This is a genomic window from Actinoplanes sp. NPDC048988 (assembly GCF_043197815.1).
Taxonomy (GTDB): domain Bacteria; phylum Actinomycetota; class Actinomycetes; order Mycobacteriales; family Micromonosporaceae; genus Actinoplanes.
The window spans coordinates 92,743-119,171 of the sequence record NZ_JBICTW010000020.1; the positions used below are offsets into that span (position 1 = coordinate 92,743).

The following is a 26,429-nucleotide window of genomic DNA, read 5'->3' on the forward strand; positions in this document are numbered from 1 at the left end:
GGGGGCTGGAGGCCAAACGGTTCATGAAGACTCTGTGGCCGCTGTCTCCATGACAATGATCGCACCCTCGGGACGGGCGCCACCCTCCCGGCGCCGCAGGGGCGTGCAGGCCACCCGTACGGAAATCGCCTTGCCCCTCCGGTTGACCGCGGCGACCTGCATCTCGGCGTTCTCCCCGTCGGCGCCGAGAGCACCGCGCAGCAGCGGGCGGAGCTGATCGATCGGCAGGCCGATGTCGAGGTTGAGGAAGTGCTGGCCGATCACCTCGCTGGAGCGCAGACCCCACAGGTCCTCGGCCCGGCTGTTCCACATGCGGATCCGCAGGTCGGGGTCGACCACCGCGACGCCCGCCTGCATGCTGGTCAGCACCGTCTCGAGGAAGTCGTTGGCCTCGTCGAGCTGGGTGCTGCTGATCCGCAGCTGGTCGTTGATGCTCTGCAGCTCGTCGTTGGTGGACTGCAGCTCCTCGTTCATCGTCTCCAGTTCCTCGTTGGTGGACTGGAGCTCTTCGTTGGTGGTCTCCAGCTCTTCGACCGTGGACTGGAGCTCTTCGTTGGTGGTCTCCAGCTCCTCGTTGGTCGACTGAAGCTCCTCGTACGCCGCCTCGAGCTGCTGGTTGGCGTGTTCGAGCTCGTCCTTGAGGCGCCGGGAGGCGGTGACGTCGTGGAAGATGATGTTGACGCCGAGCAGGCTGCCGTCGGCGCCGGCCAGCGGGCTGACCTGGACCTCGAGGTTGAGCTGCTCGGAGCCGCGCTGAAACTCGACGTCCGGGATGCGCAGCGTGCGGCGCTCGAGCTGGGCCTGCTCGATGAAGCGGCGCAGCTCGACCGGGCGGTAGGAGAGCTCGAGGTCACGGAACGGCCGGCCGATGTCGCGGGAGGAGACCCCGAAGATCGTCTCGAGTTGACGGTTGGAGAGCGCGATCATGCCGTCGGAGGTGAGCGAGAGCTGGGCCAGCGGGCTGGCCGCGAAGACCTCGTTGCGCAGCTCGTCGAGGCCGGTCACGGGCAGGCCGCTCGCCTGCGCGGGCTCGGAGAACGCCACGCCGGGGGTCGCGTAGAGCCGGGGCACGCGGCGGAAGACCCGGCGCTTGAGGTCGATCGGCGAGAAGAGGCTGGTGTGGCTGAGCAGCATCTCGGCCTTGCCGAGGAAGAGCACGCCGACGTCGCGCAGCGCGAAGTGGAACCGGCCGAGGATCTTGGCCTGGGTCTCGGCGTTGAAGTACATCAGCGTGTTACGGCAGGTGAGCAGGTCGATCCGGGAGATCGGGGCGTCCTGCACCAGGTCGTTGCGGCCGAAGATGACCGAACGCCGCAGATCCTTGCGGAACGCGAAGCGGCCGCCGCTCACCGGTTCGAAGTAGCGTTCGATCAACTCCGGTGGCACGCCCTGCATCTGGCGTTCGCCGTAGGTGGCCTGACGGGCCTCGTTGAGCTGCTCCTCGTCGACGTCGGTGGCGTAGATCTTGACCCGGTCCTTGAACCCGTCGACGCCGAGCACTTCGGCCAGGACGATGGCCAGGGTGTACGCCTCCTCGCCGGAGGCGCAGCCGGCGCACCACACCCGGATCGGCGCGTTGTCGGCCTTGGCCTCGATGATCGGGGTGAGCACCTCTTTGCTCAGGAAGTCCCAGGCGTCGCCGTCGCGGAAGAAGGCGGTGACGTTGATCAGGACCGTGTTGAAGAGCGCGGTGAACTCTTCCGGGTGCACCTGAAGGAAGTCGAGGTATTCCAGGTAGTCGCCGACGTTCACCTGGCTCATCCGGCGGTTGACCCGCCGCATGAGGCTCGACCTCTTGTACCCGGTGAAGTCGAAACCGCGCGACTCTTTCAGGTAGACCAGAAGCGCCTCGAAGTGGGGATCGGCCGGCTGCACGGCAGAGACGCTACCGGATGTCACGCCGGAGCCTGGTGTTCGCCGAGCCGGTCGATCAGCTTACGGATGGTGGCGGCCGCGGCTTCGGCGTCGTCGGCCAGGCTCTCCAGGCGGACGCCGGTGCCCGAATGCCGGCCGCCGGCCATCCGCCGGCTCAGGGCGGACTTCTCCTCGAGCGCGCGCAGCGCGATCCACAGGGCGCTCTCGAGGGCGAGCGCCTGCTCGTCGAGCAGGCTCTCCGGTGACCAGGCGTGCCCGACCCGGCAGCGGAAGCGGGGCATCGGGTCCGACTCGATCTGAAAGAGGCTGCCGCCGCAGGACGGACATCCGTATCCGGCCGGCTCGGCGATCGTGTCAGTGGTCAGCGTGCTCCTGGGGTCGGTGATGGCGACCTCGAACTCGAGCATGCGGTCGTTGGGCGGGTGTGACTGTGGAAGGTCCATGTCGGCCATCCCGGAAAGCAGCGCCCCCATCTTGGCGGCGGGAAGGACGTGGTCGGGAGTCACCCGGGTCAACGCGGCGCGGGGCATCCAGGGGCAGAGGGCGTCCTCCGGGTCCTGGACGATCGTCGCGCCGCCCTGGGCGGCGATCGTCGCCAGCCCGGAGGCGCCGTCGTCCCGCCAGCCGGAGAGCACCACACCGGCCGCGCGCGGCCCGGCGGCCCGGGCCACCGAACGGAACAGCGGATCGATGGCGGGCCGGTGACCGTTCTCGGCCGGGCCACGGGTGAGCCGCAGCCGGCCGTCCAGCAGCAGCAGGTGATGGTCGCTGGACGCGACATAGATGTGGCCGGGCCGCAGGGCCTCGCCGTCGGCCGCGGCGCCGGCCGGCAGCGGGCCGCTGCGGTCGAGGATCGCCGGCAGGGCGCTGGGCGCGGATCGCGCGACGTGCAGAACGATCAGCAGGACGCCCGGGTAATCCGGGGGAAGACCGGCGACCAGAGAGCGCAAAGCTTCCACGCCTCCGGCGGAGGCGCCTACGGCGACCACATCGCGATGCAGGTTCACAGTCATCCGGCGTTGAGCTGAGTCCAGACCACCTTACCGTCGTTCACCGGCAGCACACCCCACGCCTCGGTCAGATCTCGGACCAGGCGCAGCCCGCGCCCGCCGGCGTCGGTCACCGCGGCCTCGGCCGGCTTCGGCATGCGGCGGCTGTGGTCGCGCACGCTCATGCACAACCGCCCGTCGCGCAGCGCGGTCACGGTGAACTCCATGGTGGTGTGCGCGTGCCGGACGACGTTGGCCACCAGCTCGGTGGCGATCAGCGCGGCGACCGCGGCCAGCTCGCCGCGCTGCCACTTCGCGCAGGCCTGGGTGACCAGGGCCCGCACCTGGCGGCAGGCGTCGGGCACGGGCCGGAGCCGGACGTGGATGCTCGGCGGCTCGGGCTCGGCGGCGCCCTCGGCGATCGCCTCGTCGCAGTCGTCGGCGAACTCCAGGTCCTCGCAGTCGGGGGCCTCGACGACGGTCTGCCGGGTACGGGGGTCGGCGCCGCACACCACGATGGGCACATTCGGCCATTCCGCCGTCTCGCAGACCGCGGCGCTGAGCGCGGTCAGCCCGAGCGGATCGCCCACGCGCATCTCGGTCACGTCGAGGAGCAACCGGCTCGGCCCGGTGGCCAGGCGCAGGCGGATCGCCTGCTGCAGGGCGTCGCCGGTGAGCTGGTCGAGCGTCCCGTTGATCCGCAGCACGGCGACCGGGCCCGCCTGTTCGGGCCGGCACACCAGCTGATTCGGCAAGGTGCGTTCCCCCTCGGGCTGTGGTCCGTCGGACGATGGTGCCCGGCCGGCGGGTGGGGCAAACGTCGGCGAAGGCGGCAGTGTCGTGACCTAGCGCTCAGGTAAATCGAGTACCGTTGCGCGCCATGGGTGTGTCTCAGCGGCTGAAGGGCCGTTTCCGCAAGTTTCTGCAGCGTCCGGGCACCACGGTCGACCTCGGGCCGCTCCGCAAGAGGTTGCCGGCGATCGAAGCTCACGCGGAGGCCCTCAGCGAGCTGGACGACGAGGCGCTGACCGCCGCTGCCAACGAGGCGAGCGACTACGCCGAGATCTGCTCGGTCGGCCGCGAGGCCGCCTGGCGTGCTCTCGAGCAGAGGCCGTACGACGTGCAGCTGCTGGGCGCGATGGCGCTGCTCGACGGCCGGGTCGCCGAGATGGCCACCGGTGAGGGCAAGACGCTGACCGCCGTCATCGCCGCCTTCGGTCACGTACGGCTGGGCCGTGGCCCGGTGCACGTCCTCACCGTCAACGACTATCTGGCCCGCCGCGACGCGGAGTGGATGGCGCCGGTCTACAAGCTGCTCGGCCTGACCGTCGGCTGGGTCACCGAGACCTCGACCCACGACGAGCGCGTCGAGGCGTACCAGGCCGACGTCACGTACGTGTCGGTCAGCGAGGCCGGCTTCGACTACCTGCGCGACCAGCTGGTCACCGACGTGGCCGACCGGGTGCAGCGCGAGCTGGCCACCGCGATCGTCGACGAGGCCGACTCGATCCTGATCGACGAGGCCCGCGTGCCGATGGTGCTGGCCGGCAGCCTGTCGTCCGAGAGCGACCCGGTGCACGAGGCGGCCGACCTGGTCCGTGACCTGGTCAACGGCAAGGACTACGAGGTGGCCGAGGACGGCCGCAGCGTGGCCTTCACCGAGGCCGGCCTCAAGAAGATCGAGGAGAAGCTCGGTGGCATCGACCTGTACGCCGACGACCAGGTCCTGCAGCTGTCGGCGGTGAACGTCGCGCTGCACGCCGAGACCCTGCTGCGCCGCGACGTCGACTACATCGTGCGCAACGGCTCGGTCGAGCTGATCGACGAGATGCGCGGCCGGGTCGCCCAGCGCCGGCGCTGGCCCGACGGCCTCCAGGCGGCCGTCGAGGCCAAGGAGGGCCTGAGCGAGACCGCCGAGGGCGAGGTGCTCGACACGATCACCGTGCAGGCCTACATCGCCCTCTACAAGACGGTCTGCGGCATGACCGCGACCGCCGTGCACGTCGGCGAGCAGCTGCGCGAGTACTTCAAACTCGAGGTCGCGGTCATCCCGCCGAACACCGAGAACATCCGCGAGGACGAGCCCGACCGCATCTACTCGGCGCACGACACCCGTGACGAGGCGCTGGTCGAGGAAATCAAGATCGCGCACGAGAAGGGCCGCCCGGTGCTGGTCGGCACGCTCGACGTCAAGGCGTCTGAGCTGCTGGCCAAGCAGCTGGCCGCGGCCGGCGTGCCGAGCACCGTGCTCAACGCCAAGAACGACGCCGAGGAGGCGGCCATCATCGCCGAGGCGGGCGCGCTGGGCGCGGTCACCGTCTCGACCCAGATGGCCGGCCGTGGTGTCGACATCCGGCTCGGCGGCAGCGACGAGGCCGACCGCGACCGGGTGGTCGAGCTCGGTGGCCTCTACGTGATCGGCGCCGGCCGGCACGACAGCCGCCGCGTCGACGACCAGCTGCGCGGCCGCGCCGGCCGGCAGGGCGACCCGGGTGGCTCGGTCTTCTTCGTCAGCCTCGAGGACGAGCTGATCACCCGGCACGCGGGCGACATCCTGCCCGCCTCGCCGCGGATGGACATGGACGGCGTCGTGCACGACGACCAAGTCAACTACGCGGTCGAGCACGCCCAGCGGGTGGCCGAGGGCGTCAACCACGAGATCCACCGCAACACCTGGCGCTACAGCGTGGTGATCGAGCAGCAGCGGGTGGCCCTGGCCGAGCGCCGCGAGCGGCTGCTCACCTCCGAGGTGGCGGCGATCATGCTGCTCGAGCGCTCGCCCGAGAAGGCCAAGGAGACCGACGAGGACGTGCTCTCCGAGGCGGCCCGGGCCATCGCGCTCTTCCAGCTCGACCGGCTCTGGGTCGACCACCTGGCCTACCTGTCCGAGGTGCGCGAGGGTGTGCACCTGCGGGCGCTGGGCAAGCTGGACCCGCTCGACGAGTTCCACCGGTCCGCCGTGCCGGCGTTCCAGACGCTGCTGCTCGACGTCGAGAAGCGCACCATCGAGACGTTCGAGGAGACCGACCTCAGCGACGGCTGGGAGCCCGACCGCGCCAAGATCGTGCGGCCGAGCGCGACGTGGACCTATCTGGTGCACGACAACCCGTTCGGCTCCGAGCTCGACCGGCTCATCGCGGCGGTGGGCCGCCGGCTCATTTCGAGCGGCGACTGAACAACGTTCCTCAGGAAAGCGCCGGGCGAACCAGCCCGGCGCTTTTTTGTGGCCGAAGTCTCAAAAACGCCTGTTCGGCGACCCTTAATCAGGTCGACAGAATCCGTTCGGAAAATGCATTTCCGGTCCGGCAAGCTGGTTCTGGAACGGATTTCCCACACTGTGGTTGCCGGGTTGACCCAGCGCCTTCGAAACCGGAAATATCGTTCGCGGTTTACGGAGTGTGATCAGTCGTATTCGCTTTTCCAGGGGGCTGAAACAGAAATGCCGGTCAATGCGATCGAAAGACCGCCCGCGCTCACGCTGACCTTGGCGATCCCGCTCACCGGCGACACGCTCAGCCCGCAGGCCCGCCGATTGATCGAGGCCGTGCGCGAGCTGGTCCAGGACAATCAGGGCACCATCGCGGTCGAAACGCCGCTGGCGGCGGACCAGGCGGGAGCCGGACCCGAGATTCGCCTGCTGACCGGCAGCCGTCAGGTGATGCTCGACGGCGAGATGCTTCCGCTGACCCGGCTCGAGTTCGATCTCCTGCTCTTTCTGGCCGAGCGGCCACGCCGCGTCTTCACCCGCGGCCAGCTGCTGTCCGGCGTCTGGGGCTACGACCACACCGGCGAGCGCACGGTCGACGTCCACGTGCGCCGGCTGCGACTCAAGCTGGGCGGTTCGGTTCCGGTCATCACCACGGTGTACGGGGTGGGCTACCGGCTCGCCGACGACGCGCGGGTGATCGTCCAGCCCCACGGGTAGTCTTTCCCGGCGTGCGTGTGCGACCCGTCTCGACCGGCAACCTCGTGAATGAATTGGCCGATTTCCTGATGAGTCGGGAACCCGACAGTTACCTCCGGGTTGCGGTCGACGGCCCGGCCGCGGCCGACCCCGGAAAACTCGCGGATTCCCTGGTGGATCCGCTTCGGGAGCGGGGCCGTCCGGTGGTGAGGATCGACACGTCGGACTTCCTCCGGCCGGCCTCGGTGCGGCTGGAGTTCGGACGAGACAATCCGGACACTTTCTACGCCGGCTGGTTCGACGAGGCCGGGCTCGCCCGCGAAGTCCTCGACCCCACGGGGCCCGGCGGCTCGGGCCGGGTGGTGACCAAACTGTGGAACGCGTCGACCGACCGGGCGGCCCGGTCCCCGTACGTCTCGCTCGAGAACACCACGGTTGTGCTGGTCAGCGGCCCGTTGCTGCTCGGCGGGGGCCTGGCCTTCGACGTGACGGTGCACCTGGAGATGTCCGAGGGTGCGTTGCTGCGGCGTACGCCCGAAGCGGAACGCTGGACGGTGCCGGCCTTCCGCCGGTACGCCGAGGAGGTCGCGCCCGCCTCCTTCGCCGACGTCGTCGTCCGGGTGGACGATCTGCGCCGTCCGGCGCTCGTCGAAGAACGTTGGTGAAGCGAGTCTGTAGCGCGACCGACCACTGACAGTTATGCTCCGGTTACTTTTTCAGCGGAGGCCCCGTTTGGGATCTTCGGCGGTGGGTATCAGGCGGCACCACGGTGCGATGGGGTCGTCCCCGGGGGAACCCACCGGTAGGGGCAGAGAAGGGCAGGGGGAGCGCATGCTCGTCAATGGAGCGGTTATCACGGGTAAGGGTGCCGCCAAGGTGGGGCGTACGCCGGAGGAGATCGAACAGATCCGGGCCATCCTGCGCGGCCGGTTCGACGACATCAACGCCGAGTACGAGGAAGCGGTGGCCGAGAACCAGAAGCTGCGCCTGGTCGAGATCGGCGACGCCGCCGGCGACGACCAGGCCGACAGCGGGTCCAAGACGGCCGAGCGCGACGCTGCCACGTCCCTGCTGCGGACCCTTCTGGACCGGCGGACCCAGGCCGAGCACGCCATGGCGCGCCTGGACGACGGCACGTACGGCAACTGCGAAGGCTGCTCGAACCCGATCCCCTGGGAGCGGCTCGAGGTCTTCCCGTCGGCCACCACGTGCGTGCACTGCAAGCAGAACCGCGAGCGCCGCGCGGGCTGAGCACACCAGCGTCCCGGGTCCGCCGCTCGTCGAGCGGCGGACCCGGCCCATCCGGACTAGTTTGAAGACCCATGGGCACGATCGAGGTCGGTACGGCGTCCTGGACGGACAAGACACTGCTCGCCTCGGGCTGGTATCCCGCCTCGGCGGACACGCCCGAGAAACGGCTGGCGTACTACGCGAAGCAGTTCGCGGTGGTCGAGGTCGACTCGACCTACTACGGGCCGCCGGCCGAGCAGACGACCCGGCTGTGGGCCGAGCGCACACCGGACGGCTTCACGTTCAACATCAAGGCGTTCAGCATGCTGACCGGCCACCCGACGAAAGTGTCGGCGATCTACAAGGATCTGCGGCCGGAGACGGACAAGAAGAACGTCTACCCCGGTGACCTTCCCGCGCAGGCGTACGAGGAGATCTGGAGCCGGTTCCTCTCGGCTCTGGATCCGCTGGTCGAGGCGGGCAAGCTCGGCGCGGTGCTCTTCCAGTTTCCGCCGTGGTTCGGTATCCGCAAGTCCAACAAGGAATACCTGCTCGAGGTGGCGTCGCGCTGCAAGCCGCTGCGCCCGGTCTTCGAGTTCCGCAACGCGTCGTGGTTCTCCGGCGCCAACCAGAACGAGACCCTGGACTTCCTGCGCGCCCACAAGCTGCCGTTCGTCGGCGTCGACATGCCACAGGGCCACAAGTCCTCGATCCCTGCGATCATGGCCGCCACGGCCGACCTGGCGGTGGTCCGCTTCCACGGCCACAGCGACAAGTGGACCAGCAAAGACATCCACGAGAAGTTCGGCTACAACTACTCGGAGAAGGAACTCGAGTCCTGGGCGCCCCGCCTCCGGGAACTGGCCGCCGACGCCGACCGGACCCAGGTCTTCATGAACAACTGCTACTCGGACTACGCGCAGCGCAACGCGACGACTTTGATAGAACTACTCGGTGACGCTTGAGGCACAGCGGGAGCGGATGCTCTCCGGGCTGATGTACAACGACCTGACCGTGGAGCTCGTCGAGGCTCGGCAGCGGACCGTGCTGCTGACCGACGAGTACAACGCGAGCTTCGGGCGGCCGCAGCAGGAGCGTGAGGCGATCCTGCGGCGGCTGCTGGCGAAGGTGGGGCGCGACGCTCACTTCGAGCCGGCTTTCCGGTGCGAGTTCGGGTTCAACATCAGCGTCGGCGACCACTTCTACGCCAACTTCGACTGCGTGATGCTCGACGGCGGCGGCATCACCATCGGCGATCACGTGCTCTTCGGCCCGCGGGTCGGCATCTACACCTCCAACCACGCCATCGACGCGGGGGAGCGGGTGGCCGGCGGCTGCTACGCCAAACCGGTCACCATCGGGAACCGGGTCTGGGTCGGCGGTGGCGTCACCATCAACCAGGGCGTGACCATCGGCGACGACGCCATCGTGGGCTCGGGCAGCGTGGTCACCCACTCGGTCCCGGCCGGCGTGATCGCGGTCGGCGTGCCGGCCCGCGTGCTGCGCGAGATCACCGAGGCCGACAAGACCGGCTTCGTGCCCTAGAGCTCGTCGTACGGGACCGACTTCCAGGTGTCGGTCAGCAGCGTCGTGAGGTGGTCGCCGGCCGGGTAGGCCTGGTTGTCGATCCAGGCGATCGGCTGGGCCGGGCAGGTCGCGTTGACGGCGACGGCGCCGGTGAAGCCGGGCAGGTCGGCCTGGGGGACCGGGCGCAGCGACCACGGGACGCCGTTCATGGTCATCGCGATCTGCAGCAGGACCATGGTCGTGCCGCGCAGCATCGGCGCCTGCGGCCAGATCACCTCCCGGCCGTCGTGGAAGGCGACGTTCCAGGTCGTGCCCTCGCTGACCAGGCCGGTGTCGCCGACGAACAGGGCGTCGTCGTATCCGTCCTGGACCGCCTGCCGGCGCGCGACGAACAGGCCCATGGTGGCCGAGTGCTTCTGCTCGGGCCAGTCGCGGCGGTGGCTGTCGGTGCGTACCCGCAACGGTTTGACCGGATCCGACGACCGTGGATCGCCGACCGCCACCACGACGTCGGGCGGGCTGTCCGCCTCGGGGCCGGGGATGAAGGAGACCCGGACCGAGGCGTCGCGCTGATCGCCGAGGGCGTGCCGGATGAGCGCGATCACGCGGGCCTCGTCCTCGACGCCCATCTTCCAGCCGAAGAACTCCTCGCTGCCGTCGGCCAGACGGGCCATGTGCAGCGCCAGGCCCTTCACCCCGAGCGACCGGACCTGCATCGACGTGAAGTGGCCGTAGTTGACGGTGGCCAGTCGATGGATCTCGCCGAGGTCGGGGACGTGGCCGTTCAGCTCGAGATTGCGCACCTCGACAAGCCTACGGGCGGGGCTTGATCTCGGGGGTGCGGGTGCGGTGAAGGCCACGCCGGCCGGCCTCGGCGGCCAGCGCGGCGGCGTCGATCACCGCCGCTCCGCCGGGATCGTTGTTGAAGAAGACATAGCTTTCCGGTACGTCCGTGAGCCGCTCCACCCACGCCCGCAGGGCTCCCTTGCCGTATCGGGGCCACGGCTTGGCCCGCCCCTCGTGCAGCCGCAGGTACACGAAGTCGGTGGTGATCCACAGGGGAGTGATGGGCCGGCTGCCCCGATCGGCCCAGCACAGCGCGGCCCGCCTTTGCCGCAACAGACCACACAGATCTGGCGTGAACCAGGTGTCGTGCCGAGGCTCGACGACAACTCGGACATCATCCGGGAACAGCCGCAACGTCGCGTCCAAAGACGGCAAGTCCGCCTTGAGGGTCGGCGGCAGCTGGATCAGCACCGGCCCGAGTTTGCCGCCCAGCCCTTCCGCCCTGGACAAAAAGCGGGCAACGGGCTCGGCCGGCTCCTTGAGCCGCTTGATGTGGGTGAGATAGCGGCTCATCTTCACCGCGACACAGAAGTCGTCAGGTGTCCGCGTCCGCCACTGCTCGAAGGTCTCCCGCTCGGGCAGGCGGTAGAAGGCGTTGTTGACTTCCACGGTCTGGAACCGGGCCGCGTAGTGCTCCAGCCAGAGCCGCTGCGGCAGCCCAGTGGGGTAGAGACCGCCCCGCCAGTCCTTGTACTGCCACCCCGACGTCCCGATGTGCATCACGTGACCTGCGATACCCCGATCTCAGCCGGGTTAGACGGGATGATCACGGGGTATGGCGGGGTCCCACGCACCACGGACCACCAAGGAGCTCTCATGTCTCTCAGCGACGACGACATCACCACCACCACGGGCTCGAACGCCGGCGAGGGCCCGGCCGACGGCGGCGCCAACCCGGGCGGCCACGACGGCGGCGCGGACGGCTCGGCCGAGGGCCCCGCGGACGGCGGCGCCAACCCGGGCGGCCACGACGGCGGCGCGGACGGCTCGGCCGAGGGCCCGGCCGACGGCGGCGCCAACCCGGACGGCCACGACGGTGGCGCCGACGGCTCCGCCGCCTGATCGGGCACCACGGGATGACGATCGACGCGCCGGGCGAAAGCCCGGCGCTCTCCCGCGCCGTGGCGGTGGAACCGGGCAAGTTCGCCGCCGCCTACTGGGGCCGCGCCCCACTGCTCTCCCGGGCCGCCGAACTGGCCGGCCCGGACGGCTTCGCCGACCTGCTCTCCCCGGCCGCGGTCGACGAGCTGCTCTCGCGCCGCGGGCTGCGGACCCCCTTCCTGCGGGTCGCCCAGCGCGGCACCGTGCTGCCGGCCGGCCGGTTCACCGGCGGGGGCGGCGCCGGAGCCGAGATCGGTGACCAGGTCATCGACGACCAGGTCATGCGGTTGTACGCCGAGGGCGCCACCCTGGTCCTGCAGGGCCTGCACCGGCTCTGGCCGCCGCTGATCGAGTACAGCCGCCGGCTCGGCGCCGAACTGCGGCGCCCGCTGCAGGTCAACGCCTACCTGACCCCGCCGCAGAGCCAGGGCTTCAGCACCCACTACGACACCCACGACGTGTTCGTCCTGCAGGTCGACGGCACCAAGCGCTGGCGGCTGCACGAGCCGGTGCTGGCCGACCCGCTGGAGAGGCAGGCCTGGGGCGGCCGGGCCGACGAGGTCGGCGCCACCGCCGAGGGCGAGCCCGCCTTCGACATCCTGCTCGAGCCGGGCGACGCGCTCTACCTGCCCCGCGGCTGGCTGCACTCGGCCGAGGCGCAGGGGGCCCGCTCGCTGCACCTGACCATCGGCGTCCGGGCGATGACCCGCTACGCCATGGTCGAGGAACTGCTCGGCCTCGCCCTGGACGACGCCCGCCTGCGAGCCACCCTGCCGTACGGCCTGGACGTCTCCGATCCCGAGGCGATCGAGCCCGAGCTCACCGAGACGGTCGAGGCCCTGCGTGACTGGCTGAGCACCGTCGAGCCGGCCGAGGTGGCCGAGCGCCTGCGCGCGCGGGACTGGCCGTCGGCCCGCCCCGAGCCGGTCAGCCCGCTGGCCCAGCTCGACTTCGCGGCCGGTCTCGGACCGGACGACGAGATCCGCGCCCGCGAGGGCCTGCGGTGGCGGCTGGCCGACGACGCCGACCACGTGGTGCTGCGGCTGGTGGGGCGCACGATGCGGTTCCCCGCCTACTGCGCGCCGGCGCTGCGCATGGCGCTGGCGGGAGAGCCCGTCCGGGTACGTGACCTGCCGTTGGAGGAGGAGGCGGATCGGCTCGTGCTGGCCCGGCGCCTGCTCAACGAGGCGCTGGCCGTACCGAACGTCTGAGTGATCGACGGCCGGGTTCTTCGCCGAACCCGGCCCGGGACCCCGGTGGTCCTCGCTAGCGTGGATCTCGATGTGGAACCGTACGGAACGTGCCGGCCCCGTCGTCCTGCTGGTCGAGGACGACGAGGATCTGCGTGAGATGACCGTGCAGATGCTCGAGATGCGCGGGTTCGACGTGCTCTCCGCCAAGGACCCGGTGAGCGCGATGATGACCTGCCGCGTGCACAGCGGCAAGATCGACGTGCTGCTGACCGACCTGGGCCTGCCGGGCGTCTCGGGCGGGGAGCTGTCCCGGTCCGCCTCGGCCGTCCGGCCCGAGATGAAGATCGTCTACATCTCCGGCATCCCGGAGGACATCGCCGTCAAGAAGGGCATGATCCGCGCGGGGTCGCCCTTCCTGGCCAAACCGTTCTCGGCGGACCTGCTGGCCGGCACGCTGCGCGCGGTCCTGGCGCAGGGCTCGACGCCGTCGTCACGCTGATCCGGACCGCAACCGACGGCCACCGCCCCGCACCCATGAGCGATCTCAAGCAGACCTTTGCCCGCCCGATGTGTATGGCATCTGGCCGCCGGAACCGGCTGCCGCTGACCTCGGGGGGAACCTGTGGAATTCTTCAAGATGCTGATCGGGTACGTCCGGGCCGCGCACCAGTCGGAGGAGGGCGCGACCGCCGTCGAGTACTCGATCCTGGCCGCCCTGATCGCCGGTGGTCTCGTCGCGACCCTGGGCCTGCTCCGCGACGACATCATCGCGCTGTTCAAGACCCTGATGAACGCCATCTGACCGCTCGCGGAAGCTTCCGCCGCGGGCCGGGCCGGGGGCCCGCCCGCGGCGATCGCGGTGTCGCGGCGATCGAGTTCGCGATCGTCCTGCCGCTGCTCCTGCTGATCCTGTTCGGGATTATCGACATGGGGCGCTACCTCCAGCAGTACATCCAGCTCACCGAGGCCGCTCGCGAGGGCGCCCGGCTGGGGGCGCTCAACGGCTCGGTCACCGAGGTCAAGGCCAAGGTGCAGGGCATCGTGGGCGCCGGCGTCGCGCTGACCTATCCCACCGGCCCGGCCGTCTGCGGCACCGGCACCGTCGACTCGTCGGTCACCGTGCAGCGGACCTTCGCCCCGGTCACCCCGCTGTTCAAGCTGATGGTGATGTTCGGCGGCGCGAGCCAGAACCCGGGCACCCCGGTCATCAAGGCCATCGGGGTCATGTCGTGCATGGGCTGACCTCGCTCATCCCGCGCGCCTCGCGCGACGGCGAGCCCGGCGACCAGGGCGCCATCGCGGTCGTCGTGGCCCTGTTCCTCAGCATGGGCATCCTGCTGGGCATGGGCGCGATCGTCATCGACATCGGCCTGCTCTACGCCGAGCGCGAGCAGTTGCAGAGCGGCGCCGACGCCGCCTCGTGGAAGGTCGCGCAGGCCTGCGTGCTGAAGAAGGACGACTGCACGGTCACGGCGCAGACCGTCAACGCCGGGGCGTACGCCGTCAAGAACGCCAAGGACGGGTACGCGGACGCGCAGATCTGCCTCGACAACACCAACTGCCCGGCCACCTGGAACACCACCACGACCTGCCGCCCGCAGCCGGTCACGACGGGGGTCCACCACCAGGTGGAGGTGCGAACCTCGACCCGCAACCCGAACAGCTCCACGCTGGTGCCGCCCCGGCTCGCGCAGACGCTGGTGGGCGGCTCCTACACCGGTAAGAAGGTGGGCGCCTGCGCCCGGGTGGCCTGGGGCGTGCCCGCCTCGGCGAACGTGCTGGCGCTGACCATCTCCAAATGCGACTGGGAACGGATCACCCAGAACGGCGCGAAGTTCTTCCAGCTGCCGGTCCTCGACCCGCTGCTCGGCGGGACCGGGCTGTTCCCGCTGCTGGGCCTGGAGGCGCCGCGCAACAACGCGGTCCCGATCAACAACGGCATCCTGTCGGTCTGCAAGAACACCCTGGCCGACACGCTGGCCGGCAACCCGAGCGGCTACGCCTGGCTGACGCCGTCGGCCGACGCGAACTGCCGCACCACCATCGCCCCCAGCGCGGCGACCGACCTGTGGATGTACACCGGGCTGCTCGACCTGGCCGGCGCGACCAAGTGCACCACCACGATGAAGACTCTCGTGCAGAGCGGCCAGGCCGTCCTTGTGCCGATCTTCGACCGGATGATCGGCGCCCTCAACCTGCTGCCGGCCGCCTTCCACATCGTCGGCTTCGCGCCGTTCGTGATCACCGGGTTCAAGGGCCTGATCGGCGGCCTGGCCGGCACCCTGTCGTCGCTCGTCGACACCGGACTGAACTCGCTGGAGTCGCTGATCTGCGGCACCTCGCTGTGCATCTACGGCTACTTCACCAAGTCAGTGATCACGCAGAGCTTTCCGACCAGCTTCGGCACCTCACCGGACTATGGAGTCCAGGTGATTGGCCGTACGGGCTGACCTTTACCTGAGATCGTTAGGACATGCGACGGCGTGTCCTGATCCTGCTCGCGGCGCTGCTGCTGGCCGGTATCAGTGGGGTGGCGGTCCTGGCCTACGCCCACTCCGCCGACCGCCGGGCGCTCAACGGCGTGAAGGGGGTGTGGGTGCTGGTGGCCAAGCAGCGCATCCCGGCCGGGACCAGGGGAGCCGACATCCGCGCCAAGGGCCTGGCCGAGCGGGTCCTGATGCCCGCGCGGACCGTGCCCGAGGGGACCCTGACCAGCTGGACCAGCGACCTCGACCGGCTGACCCTGTCGGCCACCGCCGAACGCATGCAGCTGCTGATGCGCCCGCTCTTCCAGGCGGCCGGCCCCTCCGCCTCCGCGCCCAGCCGGGGCTTCGCGGTGCCCACGGGCATGCTCGCGGTCACCGTTCAGCTCAGCGTGCCCACCCAGGTCGCCGGCAACCTGGTCGCGGGGGACCGGGTCGCCGTCTACGGCACCTTCCCGGCCACCGCCCAGAACGCCGAGGAGCAGACCACCCGGCTGCTGCTGCCGCGGGCCGTGGTCATCTCGATCGGTGAGGCCCAGGCCCCCGACGTCACCCCCAAGCCGACGCCGTCGCCCTCCGCCTCGGCGACCACCTCCGGTACCACCCCGTCCAGCTACGTGCGGTACGTGGTCACGCTGGCCGTCGACTCGCCGGACGCCCAGCGGCTGGTGCACGCCGCCCGTACCGGCCTGCTCTACCTGGCCATGCTGGGACCGGAGGCGACCGCCGTGCCCGGCCCCGGCGTCGACATCTCCGGGTTGTTCCCGTGAGCCTCTACGTCTACGTCGAACCCGACGACGCGCGGCGCTCGCAGATCGGACCGGCCTTCCGCGAGGTCGGCTGCACCATGCTCGACGGCATGGACGAGCTCGAGGCGCACCTGCGGCGCTACCCCGAGACCATCCTGATCATCCTGGGCGCCACCGTCGAGCTCGAGGAGTCGCTGATGGTCGCCGCCTACCAGCGGCTCCAGCGCCCGCTCATCGGCGTCGTGCTGATCCGCAAGGTGGTGGAGCCGGGCGTGGTGCTGCGGTGCCTCCAGTCCGGCGTGCGCGAGATCGTGGCCGAGGACGACGAGCAGGGGCTGCGCGACGCCACGATCCGGTCGATCGACCTGTCGAAGGCGCTGAGCACTACGCTGCGCACGTCGGCCGACGTGGCCCCGTACGCCCGGGTCGTCACGCTCTTCTCCGGCAAGGGCGGCAACGGGCGCAGCATGCTGGCCACCAACCTGGCCGTGGCCCTGGCCGGCGGCGGCCGCCGGGTCCTGCTGATCGACCTCGACCTGCAGTTCGGCGACATCGCCATCATGCTGAAGCTGTCGCCGGAGCGGAACATAGCCGGCGGGGTGACCATGGCGGGCCGGCTCGACGAGCCGGGCCTGCGCTCGATCGTCACACCGTACCGGCCCGGCCTGGACACCCTGCTCGCCCCGCCCAGCCCGGCCGAGGGGGAGAAGGTGAGCCGCGAGTTCGTCGTCGAGATGCTGGACGCGGCCCGGCCCGTCTACGACTTCATCGTGGTCGACACCCCGGCCGTGGTCACCGACCAGGTGCTGGCCGCGCTCGACATGACCGACTGGTACGTGCCGATCGTGACGCCCGACCTGCCCACCCTGAAATCGGTACGGCTCACCGTCGAGATGTTCGATCTGCTGGACTACGCCCAGGACAAGCGGCTTCTGGTCTTCAACCGGGCCAACACCCAGGTCGGCCTGAGCCCGGCCGAGGTCGAGCTGGCGGTCGGCATGCCGTTCACCGTGCAGGTGCCGTCGAGCCGTGACGTGACCGTCTCGGTGAACGCGGGCGAGCCGCTGTGCCAGACCGACCCGATGCATCCGGTGAGCCGCGCGATCCGCTCCCTGGCCGACCGTTGCGCCGGGGTCGAGGCCGCCCCCGTGCGCCGCCGCCGGTTCCTGTCCCGCCGGGGCCGGGCATGAGCCTGTCGTCCCGCATCGGCGGCAACACGCCGGCCGACAAGTCACCCACCCCGGCCGCCGAGGAACGGCACCGCCCGGGCCGCCCGGTCAACGACCAGGTGTACGAGGTACGGCAGCGCATCCAGCGCAAACTCGCCGACGAGCTGGGCCCGTCGCTGTACGCGGCCGGCCGGGGCGACAGTACCGAGGAGCTTGACGGCCGGGTCCGCGAGGCGCTCAACGACCTGCTGGCCCGCGAGGAGACCCCGCTGTCCGGTGCCGACCGGGCGCGGATCGTCAACGAGGTCGTCGACGAGGTGCTGGGTCACGGGCCGATCGAGTCGTTGCTGCGCGACCAGTCGATCACCGAGGTGATGGTGAACGGCCCCCAGTCGGTCTACGTGGAGCGTTTCGGCCGCATCGAACGGGTCGGCGCCGAGTTCGACGACGAGGCCCACCTGCGCCGCGTCATCGACCGGATCTGCTCGCGGGTCGGCCGCCGGGTCGACGAGGCGAGCCCCATGGTCGACGCCCGCCTGCCCGACGGCAGCCGGGTCAACGCGATCGTCCCGCCGATCGCCATCGACGGCTCCTCGCTGACCATCCGGAAGTTCTCGGCGGTTCCGCTGACCGTGGGCGACCTGCTGTCGTACGGCACCCTGACCCGGCCCGCCGCCGAATTCCTCGACGTCTGCGTCCGCGGCCGCCGCAACATCCTGGTCAGCGGCGGCACCGGCTCCGGCAAGACGACCATCCTCAACATCCTGTCCGGGTTCATCCCGGCCGACGAGCGGGTGGTGACCATCGAGGACGCCGCCGAGCTGCAGCTCGACCAGGAACACGTGGTACGCCTCGAGACCCGCCCGCCCAATTCCGAGGGCCGGGGCGTGGTCACCACCCGCGACCTGGTCCGCAACGCGCTGCGGATGCGCCCCGACCGGATCGTCGTCGGCGAGGTCCGCGACGCCGCCGCCCTCGACATGCTCCAGGCGATGAACACCGGCCACGACGGCTCCCTGACCACGCTGCACGCCAACACCCCGCGCGACGCCCTGTCCCGGCTCGAGACGATGGTGCTGATGGCCGGCCTCGACCTGCCCAGCCGGGCCATCCGCGACCAGATCGTCTCCGCCGTCGACCTGATCCTGCAGGTCGGCCGCTTCAAGGACGGCACCCGCAAGATCAGCCACATCACCGAGGTGGTCGGCATGGAGTCCGAGGTCATCACCCTTCAGGACCTCTTCCTGTACGACCCCACGGCCGGCGCCGACACACCGGGCGCCGCCGGCGGGCTCCGCTCGACCGGCATCCGCCCCCAGTTCGCCGAGGTGATCTCCCGGTACGGGGTGACGCTGCCCCCGGCCATGTTCTCGGGCCGCCCGCGGTGATCCCGGCCTTCGTCATCGCGGTGGGCGCCGCCTCGGCGGCCACCTTCCTGCTGGCGTATGCCGTGCTGGCCGCGACCTTCGGCCGGACCCCCATCCAGCGCCGCCTCGCCTCCCTGCAGCACTTCACCGTGCGGCGCGAGGTGGAGAAAGAGGTGTGGTGGCGGCGGTTGGTGCACGCCTCCGGCCGGAAGGTGGACCGGTCCGAACTGCTCAGCGACCTGGCCGAACGCAGCGCCCCCCTGCTCGACCGGCTCGGCGCGACGACGCGCCCCACCGAATGGCTGGCCGTCCGCCTGTACGCCTGCCTGGCCACCGTCGTACTGCTGAAGCTGATCCTGCCCTTCTCCGCGGCCCTGCCGCTCGGCCTGCTGATCGGATTCTTCGGCACGAACATGCTGCTCCGCACGAGGATCCGGCGCCGCGAGCAGGCGTTCGCCGACGAACTGCCCGGCGCCCTGCAACTGATGATCAGCTCGCTGCGCTCGGGTTTCACCATGCATCAGTCGGTCGAGGCGGCGGTCCGCGACGACGAGGGCCCGGTGGCGGCCGAGTTGCGCCGCGCCCTGTCCGAGACCCGGATCAGCGGCAGCTTCGAGGACGCCCTGGAACGCATCGGCGAACGCACCCGCAGCGACGAGATGCTGTGGCTGGTCATGGCGTTGCGCCTGCAACGGGAGGTCGGCGGCAGCCTGGTCGACGTCATGCAGACCACCGCCGACACCATGCGCGAACGTTCCTACCTGCGCCGGCACGTACGGGCCCTGTCCGGCGAGGGCCGCATGTCGGCCTACGTGCTGACGGCCATGCCGATCGCCACCGGCCTGATCCTCTACCTGACCAACCCGGCCTACCTGGAGCCCCTGTTCACCGAGCCGCTCGGCTGGGCGATGCTGGCCGTCGGCGTGGTCGCGCTGACGATCGGCGCGATCTGGCTGCGCATCGTGGTCCAGGTGAAGGCGTAAGCCGTGGCCAACATCGTGCTGGGCGCGGCTGTGGCGGGCGTCGTGCTCGCGTTCGTGCTGGCCGCGGTGGCGGTCCTGCTGCCGCCACCCCGCTTCGAACGGATCCTTCGGGCGCTGGCGGCCTTCGGCACCGGCCCGGAGATGCGCCGGGACACCGGCAGCGCCGTCCAGCGGCGCCTGCGTTCCCTGGTCATCGCGGGCCTGGACCGGGTGGCGGAACTACTCACCCCGGCCGCCGGCCGCGACCGGCTGAGCCGCCTGCTCGACTACGCGGGAAACCCGCCGGCCTGGCCCTTGGCGAGGGTGATGCGGGCCCGCCCGTTCGGCGCGGTGGTCGGCGCGGGTGTGGGCGCCTTCTTCGCGTACGGCTGGACCAAGGACACCGACGCGGTGCTGCTCGGCATCCCGGCCGGCCTGGTAGCGGGTTTCCTGATGCCGCAACTGCTGGTCTACAACGCCGGCGTCAAACGCCAGGAGAAGATCCTCTACTCCCTGCCGGACGTGATGGACGCGATGGTCATCGGCGTCGAGGCCGGCCTGGGCCTGGACTCGGCGATGGACCAGGTGGCCGGCGCGACGAAGGGCCCGATGTCCGACGAGCTGAACCGCGTCCTGCAGGAGATGCGCCTGGGCGTCGCGAGAACGGAGGCCTTGCGCTCCCTGGCCTCCCGAACCACGGTCCGAGACCTCAAGCGCTTGATGACCGCCTTGATCCAGGCCGGCGAACTAGGCATCTCGGTAGCCGGCATCCTCCGCGAACACGCGGCCGATCAGCGCATGCGCCGCCGCCAGCGCGCCGAGGAGATGGCCCAGAAGGTCCCGGTGAAGCTCCTGTTCCCCGTCATGTTCTGCATGTTCCCCGCCATCTTCATCGTCGTCGTCGGCCCAGCCGTCATCACCCTCTCGAAGTCCTTCGGCTGACCCTGTCGTCGCGGCTGCGCCGTTCGCTCTCCAGGGCCGTTAAGGTGACCGGCCAGGATGCCGATCGGAGAAGATGATGTCCGACCTCGGATCGGAGAGGGAGCGGCGCCGGCTGGCGGCGCTGCACGAGTACCGCCTGCTCGACGCGCCGGCCGACGACGAGCTGTCAGCCGTCGTCCGGGTCGCCGCGATGGTGGCCGAGGTGCCGACCGCGACTCTCAACCTGATCGACGAGAACCGGCAGTGTCAGCTCACCACCGTCGGCTTCGAGGGCGGCGACTCGGCGCGCTCCGACTCGATGTGCGACATTCAGCTGCGCACGGGCCGGTTCGTGTACGTTCCGGACGCCCGCGAGCACCCGCTGTACGCCGGCAACCCGTGGGTCGACGGCCGGATGGCGAACGTCCGCTTCTACGCCTCGGCCCCGCTGATCGCCCCGAGCGGCTACCCCCTGGGCACGCTCTGCGTCTTCGACGACGTGGTCAGACACCTCACGCCCGGTCAGATCGAACGGCTCACCGACCTGGCCGGTGTGCTGGTCGGGCTCTTCGAACGCCGTCGGCAGGGCCGTCTCGCGGCGGAGATGGCGGTGAACGCCGAACGGAGCCGCAAATTCGTCGAGACCCTGGTCGACACCGTGGACATCGGCATCGCCGCCGCCGACGAACAAGGTCAACTGACGATTCTCAACCGGGCCGTACGGCGGTGGGGTGGCGCCCTGAGCGGCGCCGGCGACCTGACCGAGATCGCCGGACGCATCAACCTGCTCGAACCGGACGGCGTGACCGAGTTGCCCCAGGAGAACGCGCCCCTGTTCCGAGCCCTGCGCGAGGATGTCAGGGTCGACGACGAGGAGCTCGTCCTGCGTACGGCCGATGATGCTCTCCTGACGTTGACGGCCAGCGCCCGCAGCATGATCGCCGACAGCGGCGAGCGGATCGGCGCGGTCGTCGCCCTGACCGACGTCACCCGCGAACGCGCGAACCTGCGCCAGATCGAGGACCTGGTCACCGAGCTGCGGCGTTCGAACGACGAGCTGGAGGGTTTCGCGGCCGCGGTCAGCCACGACCTCGTGCGTCCCCTGGCCGGCGCCCGGGGCTACCTGGAGATGCTGTTCGAGACGTACGGCGATGTGATGGACGACCGGGCGCGGAAGTGGATGTCCGGCGCGGTCGCCGCGACGGACCGCATGCAACAGCTGGTTCAGGCCTTGCTTTCGTACGCCCGGGCGGGCCACGCCCCGAGCACGGCCGAGCCGGTCGACCTGACGGACGTGCTGACCCACGTGACGACCGACCTGCGCACCCTGATCGAGACCAGCGGCGCCACGGTGACCGCCCAGGACCCGCTGCCCACGGTCACCGGCGACCCGACACTGCTCCGCCAGCTCCTGCAGAACCTGATCGACAACGCCATCAAGTACCGCCACCCCGACCGTTCCCCACGGGTGTCGGTGGCCGGCACGCCCTCCTCGTCCGGCTGGGACATCACGGTGACCGACAACGGCCAGGGCATCCCATCCGACCAGCGCGCCCGCGTCTTCGACATGTTCGCCCAGGTGGACCCCACCTCCCGCCAGGGACACGGCATAGGCCTGTCCACCTGCCGCCGCATCGTCGAACGCCACGGCGGCCACATGACCATCGACGAGGCCCCCGGCGGCGGCACCGTCCTGCACCTCCACTTGGCCCGCTGACATAGGCGTGGAGCAAGAGCCAGGAGGCGCGCCACCCGAGGGCTTCGTGCGCTCTGCCAAGATCGAGGACTTCTTGAAGCGCAGGTCGAAGGCCGCCTGACGGTGCTGGATCGCCGAAGATCTTGCCGGTTTTGTGGGGCTGCGGCGGTTCAGCGGTTAGGTCGCGGCCGCTCGGACGGCGGTCAGGAGGATGCCGGCGGTCACCAGGCCGGTGATCAGGACTGTGACGACCGTGGAAGTGTCGAGGCCTACGCCTCGGCGGTCGGCCACGCGCTTGGCGGCGACCACCGCGAGCACCGGGCAGGCCAGCAGGACCAGGAGGGCCACCACCGGGAGGGCGTCCTTCCACGTGCCGGTGGCCGAGCCGCCGTTCTCGCGCAGCGCCTGGTGCAGGATCACGCCGACGACGCCGCCCAGGAAGCCGAAGACGCCGAACAGCAGCTTCACGCCCCCGGTGATCGGGCGGGCCGGGGCCGTGTACTTGACCTTCGTGGCCACCTCGTCGAAGTAGTCGTCCGCGTCGCGGTCGGAGCGCTGGCGCGGGATCGCCGCCGTCGGGACCGTGCGGCCGTAGCGTTCGGCCACCGGGCCCACCTTGTGGACGTACTCCGACCACAGGCCCGCCGCCCGGGCGTCCGCCTCCTCGAGGGCTCGCTGGGCCCGGGCCACCTCCTGCGACGCCGCGAGCACCGCCTCGTCGGCCGCGTGGATCGCCTCCTCGGCCGCGGCCACCCGTTCGTCGTGCCAGTGGGCCGCCTCGGCGCGCATGGTCGCCGCCTCGTCGTCGAGGGTGGTCAGCCGGCGCAGGACGCTGCGGTAGTCGGCTGTCGCGAAGTCGGCCGGCTGCAGGCCGCCGCCCTGGGTCATGAGCCGGCTCCATAGGGGATGATCACCTCGGCGCCACGGTGCACCGAGCGGTCGAAGTGCAGGGCCCGCCACGGGCGCGGGTACCAGGCCGGCGCGCCCGCCCCGGGGTAGAACGGGGCGAGTTCGCTGCCGTGCACGTCCAGGGCCACCCACGCGCCGATCGGGTCGGTGCGTGACGCCTGCCCGCCCAGCGCGTCGCGCAGCAGGGCCGCCCCCCGCCACCAGCCGAGCACGTGCAGGCGGCGTTCCGGACCCTGGCGCAGGATCGTGCGCAGCTGCTCGGCCGCCTCCTTGCCGCCCGGCAGCGCGTCGGCCGCGTAGATGACCAGGAAGTGCGGCCGGTCGGCCGGCCACGACGCCGACGCCTCGCTCGCCGCGTCCTCCAGCAGCCAGTCGGCGTTGTCGGCCTCGTACCAGCCGCAGTCGGGCAGGTCGTTGCAGAGGGCCGCCGCGGCCGCCCGCGCGTCCGGGTCGAGGCAGAGGATCGAGAATCGGGCGCCGTCGGGCGGGAACTGGGCCGCCAGCGACATGCCGGCCGTGGCCAGGACCGCGCACGCCTCGTCCATGCGGGTGCCCAGCACGGCCAGGTTGCGGCCGGGGGCGCGGCGCAGCACGGTGCGGGCCGAGCGGGCGGCCACGTCGATGGTCTCGCCGAGGAGCACCATGGGCGCCGCCACCGACTCGGCCGGGGTGAGCCGGCGGAAGTCGGGGCTGTCGGCGAGCCGTGGCACCACGTCGCCGTCGAAGAGCCGGGGCGGGCCCAGCTCGGGCGGGCGCCGGCGCCACAGCCGGTGTTGCAGCGCGTTCCAGCGTTCACGGTCGCCGGCCGCCGGCACCCGGACGACCTTGTTGGCCTCGGTCGCGCCCGAGTCGGCGTTCACCACCGCGTGGTAGCGCGGCAGGGACTCGGCCGCCGTGTTCGTCTCGGCCAGGATCCGCCGGGCCCGGGGCAGCGCGATGCGCAGCGAGAACTGGGCGACCAGGGCCGGCCGTCCCCACAGCGCCTCGATGCCGCTGACGTCCTGCGAGGCCAGGATCAGGTGGATGCCCTGGGAGCGCCCGCGCCGGGCCAGGTCCTCCAGCAGGTCGACCGCTTCGGCGGCGACCGCGTCGCGCCCGGAGAGCAGCACCTGGAACTCGTCGACCACGGCCACGATGCGCGGCCAGCTGCCCTCGGGGTCCTCGGTGCGCAGTTCGGCCAGGTTGGTCACCTCGTACCGTTTGGCCGCGTCGGCCCGGCGCCGCAGCTCCTCGCCGAGGAAACGCAGCAGGGCGAGCCCGAACTCGCGGTCGGTGTTGACGTTGACGCCGACCAGCCGGACGTGCGGCAGCCAGCTCGGGTCGCGCCGGCCGGGCGCGAACCGGGCGAACGACACGCCCTCCTTGAAGTCGAGCAGGTAGAAGGCGAGCTCGGCGGGGGAGTAGCGGGCGGCCAGGGCGCCCATCCAGGCGTAGATCAGGTTGGTCTTGCCGGTGCCCGACGGGCCCGCGATCAGCGCGTGCGGCGGGTAGTCGGCCAGCGTCACCTGCACCGGCACACCCTGCGGGCTGTCGCCCAGAGGCGCGCTCAGCCCGGTCGCCGCGCTCTGGTTCCATTCCTCCCGCGGTAGCAGGCTGTCCAGCGCCACGGGGGCCGGCCCGGCCTCGACGGCCTCGGCGATCCGGCGACAGGTCGCGGCCACGACCGCTTGCGGGGGACCACCGTCCAGCCGTACGGGAAGAGCACCCGCACCGCTGATCCGCGCGTGATCGTCGCTCGCGGCGGTGATGAACTCGATCCCGTCGCCGGCCGGCACCGGCAGGCCCTGAATGACCAGGTGGACGCCGCAGGCGGCGCCGGTGCGCAGCAGCCGCTGCAACTGCGCCTGTTCGGCCCGGCTCAGTTCGCCCGCGCCGAGCAGCACGGCGACCCGCCACGGCTCCGGCCGCCGGTGGGTGGCCGCGTTGAGTTCGCGCAGCGACGTGTATTCGCCGGCCAGCACGGTCTCGTTGATCCGGCGGACGTGGGCGGTCAGGTCGTCGAGCAGCGCCGGCAGGCCGCCGGGCCCGACGAAGGTGAGCACGCCGGCCGGGGCGAGCGGCGCGAACCGGGCCAGGCCGCCGCCCAGGTGTTCCGGGTCGTAGCCGATGAGCTTGACCTGGCCGGGCGCCGCGGTGCCGAGCGCCCGCAGCAGCAGGCCGGCCACCACCTCGTCGCCGAGGGTGCGGTCGCCGCGGACCACCACGTGACCGCGGTCGAGCAGCGGCACCAGCGCCGGCACCTTCTCCGGATGCGGCAGCAGCAGGCGGCCCACCCGCAGCTCGGCGGCCCGGTCGAGCGGGGTCGCCTGCCAGTCGTCCCACGGGTCGCCCGCGGCGCCGGGCGCGGCCCGGTCGGCGGCGGCCGCGGCCGCCTCGGCGTACGCCGCGAGGTCGGCCCGGTGCTGGTCGTCGATCTCGGCCATCCGGGCGTCGCGCGCGTCCCCGATCTTGCGCAGGCGCGCCTCGGCCGCCGACTCGATCTTGCGGCGGCGCTCGACGGCGGCGGCGTGCGCGCCCCGGGCCCGGTCGAGGGCGATCGCGGCCGCGCCGAGCGCGTGCGACAGCCCGGCCCGGATCTCCATCACCTGCTGTGCGGTCGACTCAGCCATGTCGGGTGGGGCTCCCGGAGGAGTCGGAGGATTCGGCGGGGCGGCGCAGCGGGTCCGGCGCCGACGGGTCGAGCGTTCCCGCGTCCCGGCCCAGCCGGGCCAGCAGGACGCCGGTCAGCACGCTGGCGGTCACCGCGTTGTCGGCCGGGTGGCCGGGTGGCCGCCGGCCGCCCTCGGCCGGTACCCGGCAGATGCGCGCGATGAGGGTCTCGAGCACGGCCGGTGAGGTGCCCGGCAGCAGCGATTTGACGCGGCCCTCGGCGGCCGAGCGCAGCCGCGGCACGTCCTCGGGGCGGGGTTCGTGGCCGAGCAGGTCGCCGGCGAGGCGGTGCAGCACGGGCGGCGTGACGGCGGACAGCGCGAGCCCGGTCGAGGCGTTCACCCCGTGCAGCTCGCGCCCGAGCCGGGCGCGGTCCCCGGCCCGTACGCCGCTGGCCACCCGCCGAAGAAGCTCGGCCGTGTCCGGCTTGTCGGACTTGTCAGACGACGCGGGAGCCGGCTCGCCGGTCAACTGGGTGACCCGCTCCTGCCACCACGGCCCCAACTGCTCCGCCTGGTCGGGGGCCGCGGGCGGTGGGGCGCTCTCGTCGCGCTGTTCGAGGCCGGCCTTCCAGTCCCGGTCGGGCGGCGCGCTCGCGTCGCCGCTGAGACCCACCGAGGCGAGGTACTGCGCGATGGCGTCCTGGGCGAGGCGCAGCGCGGCGGCGGCCCGCTCGGCCGCCTCGGTGGCGTTCGACAGCTGCGGCACGCCGATCGGGTCGACCGACTGCTCCCGCACCCACATGAGGATCTCGGTGGCGCTGCGCAGTTTCTCCATCGCCACGGTCACCTGCCCCGTGGGCAGCTCGTCCGAGGTCGCGCGGAGCCGGGCGCCGAGTTCCTGGATCAGCGACATCGCG

26 protein-coding genes are annotated in these 26,429 nt (G+C 71.2%); 18 read left to right on the forward strand and 8 right to left on the reverse strand.

The window, feature by feature from the left end:
• Positions 1-21: 21 nt before the first annotated feature.
• From ACGFJ7_RS40175 to ACGFJ7_RS40185, 3 genes are read right to left on the reverse strand one after another with little or no spacing between them, the layout of a single operon-like run.
• On the reverse strand, positions 22-1,875 hold the full coding sequence (locus tag ACGFJ7_RS40175) for a CheR family methyltransferase (protein ID WP_392647202.1): 1,854 nt from the start codon (positions 1,873-1,875) through the stop codon (positions 22-24).
• Between the two features lie 20 nt (positions 1,876-1,895).
• Positions 1,896-2,888: a chemotaxis protein CheB gene (locus ACGFJ7_RS40180; RefSeq protein WP_392647205.1), complete on the reverse strand. Its 993-nt coding sequence runs from the start codon at positions 2,886-2,888 to the stop codon at positions 1,896-1,898.
• Entirely contained in the window at positions 2,885-3,619 is a 735-nt protein-coding gene (locus ACGFJ7_RS40185) for an ATP-binding protein (RefSeq protein WP_392647206.1), read from the reverse strand. The genes ACGFJ7_RS40180 and ACGFJ7_RS40185 overlap by 4 nt, the downstream gene beginning before the upstream one ends.
• A 125-nt stretch (positions 3,620-3,744) precedes the next feature.
• Between ACGFJ7_RS40185 and secA2 the strand changes: the two genes are divergently transcribed.
• The 6 genes from secA2 to ACGFJ7_RS40215 all read left to right on the forward strand — a co-directional run bounded on the left by secA2 (position 3,745) and on the right by ACGFJ7_RS40215 (position 9,543).
• Positions 3,745-6,039 (forward strand): accessory Sec system translocase SecA2, encoded by a 2,295-nt coding sequence (gene secA2, locus ACGFJ7_RS40190; RefSeq protein ID WP_360254412.1) that lies wholly within the window; start codon positions 3,745-3,747, stop codon positions 6,037-6,039.
• Positions 6,040-6,153: 114 nt separating this feature from the next.
• The gene (locus ACGFJ7_RS40195) at positions 6,154-6,789 is read left to right on the forward strand and encodes a winged helix-turn-helix domain-containing protein (protein ID WP_360254414.1); all 636 of its coding nucleotides are present in this window, start codon (positions 6,154-6,156) and stop codon (positions 6,787-6,789) included.
• A gap of 11 nt (positions 6,790-6,800) precedes the next feature.
• Positions 6,801-7,433 (forward strand): uridine kinase, encoded by a 633-nt coding sequence (locus tag ACGFJ7_RS40200; protein WP_360254416.1) that lies wholly within the window; start codon positions 6,801-6,803, stop codon positions 7,431-7,433.
• A 166-nt stretch (positions 7,434-7,599) separates the two neighbouring features.
• Positions 7,600-8,019 carry a TraR/DksA C4-type zinc finger protein gene (locus ACGFJ7_RS40205; protein ID WP_360254418.1) on the forward strand — a complete coding sequence of 140 codons (420 nt, stop codon included), beginning with the start codon at positions 7,600-7,602 and terminating at the stop codon, positions 8,017-8,019.
• A 71-nt stretch (positions 8,020-8,090) separates the two neighbouring features.
• The gene (locus tag ACGFJ7_RS40210; protein ID WP_392647210.1) at positions 8,091-8,963 is read left to right on the forward strand and encodes a DUF72 domain-containing protein; all 873 of its coding nucleotides are present in this window, start codon (positions 8,091-8,093) and stop codon (positions 8,961-8,963) included.
• Complete coding sequence (locus ACGFJ7_RS40215) at positions 8,953-9,543, forward strand: sugar O-acetyltransferase (RefSeq protein WP_360254422.1); 591 nt, start codon at positions 8,953-8,955, stop codon at positions 9,541-9,543. The genes ACGFJ7_RS40210 and ACGFJ7_RS40215 overlap by 11 nt, the downstream gene beginning before the upstream one ends.
• Here ACGFJ7_RS40215 and ACGFJ7_RS40220 read toward each other — a convergent pair.
• Positions 9,540-10,328 carry an aminotransferase class IV gene (locus ACGFJ7_RS40220; RefSeq protein ID WP_360254424.1) on the reverse strand — a complete coding sequence of 263 codons (789 nt, stop codon included), beginning with the start codon at positions 10,326-10,328 and terminating at the stop codon, positions 9,540-9,542. The genes ACGFJ7_RS40215 and ACGFJ7_RS40220 overlap by 4 nt on opposite strands.
• Before the next feature lie 10 nt (positions 10,329-10,338).
• On the reverse strand, positions 10,339-11,091 hold the full coding sequence (locus tag ACGFJ7_RS40225) for a DUF72 domain-containing protein (protein WP_360254784.1): 753 nt from the start codon (positions 11,089-11,091) through the stop codon (positions 10,339-10,341).
• 96 nt (positions 11,092-11,187) lie between these two features.
• Between ACGFJ7_RS40225 and ACGFJ7_RS40230 the strand changes: the two genes are divergently transcribed.
• The 12 genes from ACGFJ7_RS40230 to ACGFJ7_RS40285 all read left to right on the forward strand — a co-directional run bounded on the left by ACGFJ7_RS40230 (position 11,188) and on the right by ACGFJ7_RS40285 (position 22,033).
• Entirely contained in the window at positions 11,188-11,433 is a 246-nt protein-coding gene (locus tag ACGFJ7_RS40230) for a hypothetical protein (RefSeq protein ID WP_360254426.1), read from the forward strand.
• A 14-nt stretch (positions 11,434-11,447) separates the two neighbouring features.
• The gene (locus tag ACGFJ7_RS40235) at positions 11,448-12,683 is read left to right on the forward strand and encodes a cupin domain-containing protein (protein WP_392647214.1); all 1,236 of its coding nucleotides are present in this window, start codon (positions 11,448-11,450) and stop codon (positions 12,681-12,683) included.
• A gap of 70 nt (positions 12,684-12,753) precedes the next feature.
• Positions 12,754-13,164: a response regulator gene (locus ACGFJ7_RS40240; protein WP_360254430.1), complete on the forward strand. Its 411-nt coding sequence runs from the start codon at positions 12,754-12,756 to the stop codon at positions 13,162-13,164.
• A gap of 123 nt (positions 13,165-13,287) precedes the next feature.
• A complete protein-coding gene (locus ACGFJ7_RS40245; protein ID WP_360254432.1) occupies positions 13,288-13,467 on the forward strand; it encodes a Flp family type IVb pilin in 180 nt (59 codons plus the stop codon).
• A 68-nt stretch (positions 13,468-13,535) separates the two neighbouring features.
• A complete protein-coding gene (locus tag ACGFJ7_RS40250; RefSeq protein WP_360254786.1) occupies positions 13,536-13,907 on the forward strand; it encodes a TadE/TadG family type IV pilus assembly protein in 372 nt (123 codons plus the stop codon).
• Complete coding sequence (locus ACGFJ7_RS40255) at positions 13,895-15,115, forward strand: pilus assembly protein TadG-related protein (protein WP_392647218.1); 1,221 nt, start codon at positions 13,895-13,897, stop codon at positions 15,113-15,115. Before ACGFJ7_RS40250 ends, ACGFJ7_RS40255 begins: the two co-directional genes overlap by 13 nt.
• Positions 15,116-15,138: 23 nt before the next feature.
• Positions 15,139-15,918 (forward strand): RcpC/CpaB family pilus assembly protein, encoded by a 780-nt coding sequence (locus tag ACGFJ7_RS40260; RefSeq protein ID WP_360254436.1) that lies wholly within the window; start codon positions 15,139-15,141, stop codon positions 15,916-15,918.
• Positions 15,915-17,087, forward strand: a complete 1,173-nt coding sequence (locus tag ACGFJ7_RS40265; RefSeq protein ID WP_360254438.1) for a P-loop NTPase — start codon at positions 15,915-15,917, stop codon at positions 17,085-17,087. Before ACGFJ7_RS40260 ends, ACGFJ7_RS40265 begins: the two co-directional genes overlap by 4 nt.
• Positions 17,084-18,454, forward strand: coding sequence for a CpaF family protein (locus ACGFJ7_RS40270; RefSeq protein ID WP_360254440.1), 1,371 nt, complete (start codon positions 17,084-17,086; stop codon positions 18,452-18,454). The genes ACGFJ7_RS40265 and ACGFJ7_RS40270 overlap by 4 nt, the downstream gene beginning before the upstream one ends.
• Complete coding sequence (locus tag ACGFJ7_RS40275; protein WP_360254442.1) at positions 18,451-19,416, forward strand: type II secretion system F family protein; 966 nt, start codon at positions 18,451-18,453, stop codon at positions 19,414-19,416. The genes ACGFJ7_RS40270 and ACGFJ7_RS40275 overlap by 4 nt, the downstream gene beginning before the upstream one ends.
• Before the next feature lie 3 nt (positions 19,417-19,419).
• Positions 19,420-20,337 (forward strand): type II secretion system F family protein, encoded by a 918-nt coding sequence (locus tag ACGFJ7_RS40280; RefSeq protein ID WP_392647222.1) that lies wholly within the window; start codon positions 19,420-19,422, stop codon positions 20,335-20,337.
• A gap of 76 nt (positions 20,338-20,413) precedes the next feature.
• A complete protein-coding gene (locus ACGFJ7_RS40285; protein ID WP_392647225.1) occupies positions 20,414-22,033 on the forward strand; it encodes an ATP-binding protein in 1,620 nt (539 codons plus the stop codon).
• 156 nt (positions 22,034-22,189) lie between these two features.
• On the opposite strand, the gene ACGFJ7_RS40290 is transcribed toward ACGFJ7_RS40285, so the two are convergent.
• From ACGFJ7_RS40290 to ACGFJ7_RS40300, 3 genes are read right to left on the reverse strand one after another with little or no spacing between them, the layout of a single operon-like run.
• Positions 22,190-22,900 carry a hypothetical protein gene (locus tag ACGFJ7_RS40290; protein ID WP_360254450.1) on the reverse strand — a complete coding sequence of 237 codons (711 nt, stop codon included), beginning with the start codon at positions 22,898-22,900 and terminating at the stop codon, positions 22,190-22,192.
• On the reverse strand, positions 22,897-25,530 hold the full coding sequence (locus ACGFJ7_RS40295; RefSeq protein ID WP_360254452.1) for an FtsK/SpoIIIE domain-containing protein: 2,634 nt from the start codon (positions 25,528-25,530) through the stop codon (positions 22,897-22,899). The genes ACGFJ7_RS40290 and ACGFJ7_RS40295 overlap by 4 nt, the downstream gene beginning before the upstream one ends.
• The gene (locus tag ACGFJ7_RS40300; protein WP_360254454.1) at positions 25,523-26,425 is read right to left on the reverse strand and encodes a hypothetical protein; all 903 of its coding nucleotides are present in this window, start codon (positions 26,423-26,425) and stop codon (positions 25,523-25,525) included. Before ACGFJ7_RS40300 ends, ACGFJ7_RS40295 begins: the two co-directional genes overlap by 8 nt.
• Positions 26,426-26,429 lie beyond the last annotated feature (4 nt).

Bases quoted from the DNA above. Each gene is read 5' to 3' on its own strand.
- ACGFJ7_RS40270 (WP_360254440.1), top strand. From the start codon at position 17,084: ATGAGCCTGTCGTCCCGCATCGGCGGCAACACGCCGGCCGACAAGTCA.
- ACGFJ7_RS40290 (WP_360254450.1), bottom strand. From the start codon at position 22,900: ATGACCCAGGGCGGCGGCCTGCAGCCGGCCGACTTCGCGACAGCCGAC.
- ACGFJ7_RS40195 (WP_360254414.1), top strand. From the start codon at position 6,154: ATGCATTTCCGGTCCGGCAAGCTGGTTCTGGAACGGATTTCCCACACT.
- ACGFJ7_RS40210 (WP_392647210.1), top strand. From the start codon at position 8,091: ATGGGCACGATCGAGGTCGGTACGGCGTCCTGGACGGACAAGACACTG.
- ACGFJ7_RS40230 (WP_360254426.1), top strand. From the start codon at position 11,188: ATGTCTCTCAGCGACGACGACATCACCACCACCACGGGCTCGAACGCC.
- secA2 (WP_360254412.1), top strand. From the start codon at position 3,745: ATGGGTGTGTCTCAGCGGCTGAAGGGCCGTTTCCGCAAGTTTCTGCAG.
- ACGFJ7_RS40180 (WP_392647205.1), bottom strand. From the start codon at position 2,888: ATGACTGTGAACCTGCATCGCGATGTGGTCGCCGTAGGCGCCTCCGCC.
- ACGFJ7_RS40285 (WP_392647225.1), top strand. From the start codon at position 20,414: ATGTCCGACCTCGGATCGGAGAGGGAGCGGCGCCGGCTGGCGGCGCTG.
- ACGFJ7_RS40240 (WP_360254430.1), top strand. From the start codon at position 12,754: ATGTGGAACCGTACGGAACGTGCCGGCCCCGTCGTCCTGCTGGTCGAG.
- ACGFJ7_RS40235 (WP_392647214.1), top strand. From the start codon at position 11,448: ATGACGATCGACGCGCCGGGCGAAAGCCCGGCGCTCTCCCGCGCCGTG.
- ACGFJ7_RS40295 (WP_360254452.1), bottom strand. From the start codon at position 25,530: ATGGCTGAGTCGACCGCACAGCAGGTGATGGAGATCCGGGCCGGGCTG.
- ACGFJ7_RS40300 (WP_360254454.1), bottom strand. From the start codon at position 26,425: ATGTCGCTGATCCAGGAACTCGGCGCCCGGCTCCGCGCGACCTCGGAC.
- ACGFJ7_RS40205 (WP_360254418.1), top strand. From the start codon at position 7,600: ATGCTCGTCAATGGAGCGGTTATCACGGGTAAGGGTGCCGCCAAGGTG.
- ACGFJ7_RS40225 (WP_360254784.1), bottom strand. From the start codon at position 11,091: ATGCACATCGGGACGTCGGGGTGGCAGTACAAGGACTGGCGGGGCGGT.
- ACGFJ7_RS40260 (WP_360254436.1), top strand. From the start codon at position 15,139: ATGCGACGGCGTGTCCTGATCCTGCTCGCGGCGCTGCTGCTGGCCGGT.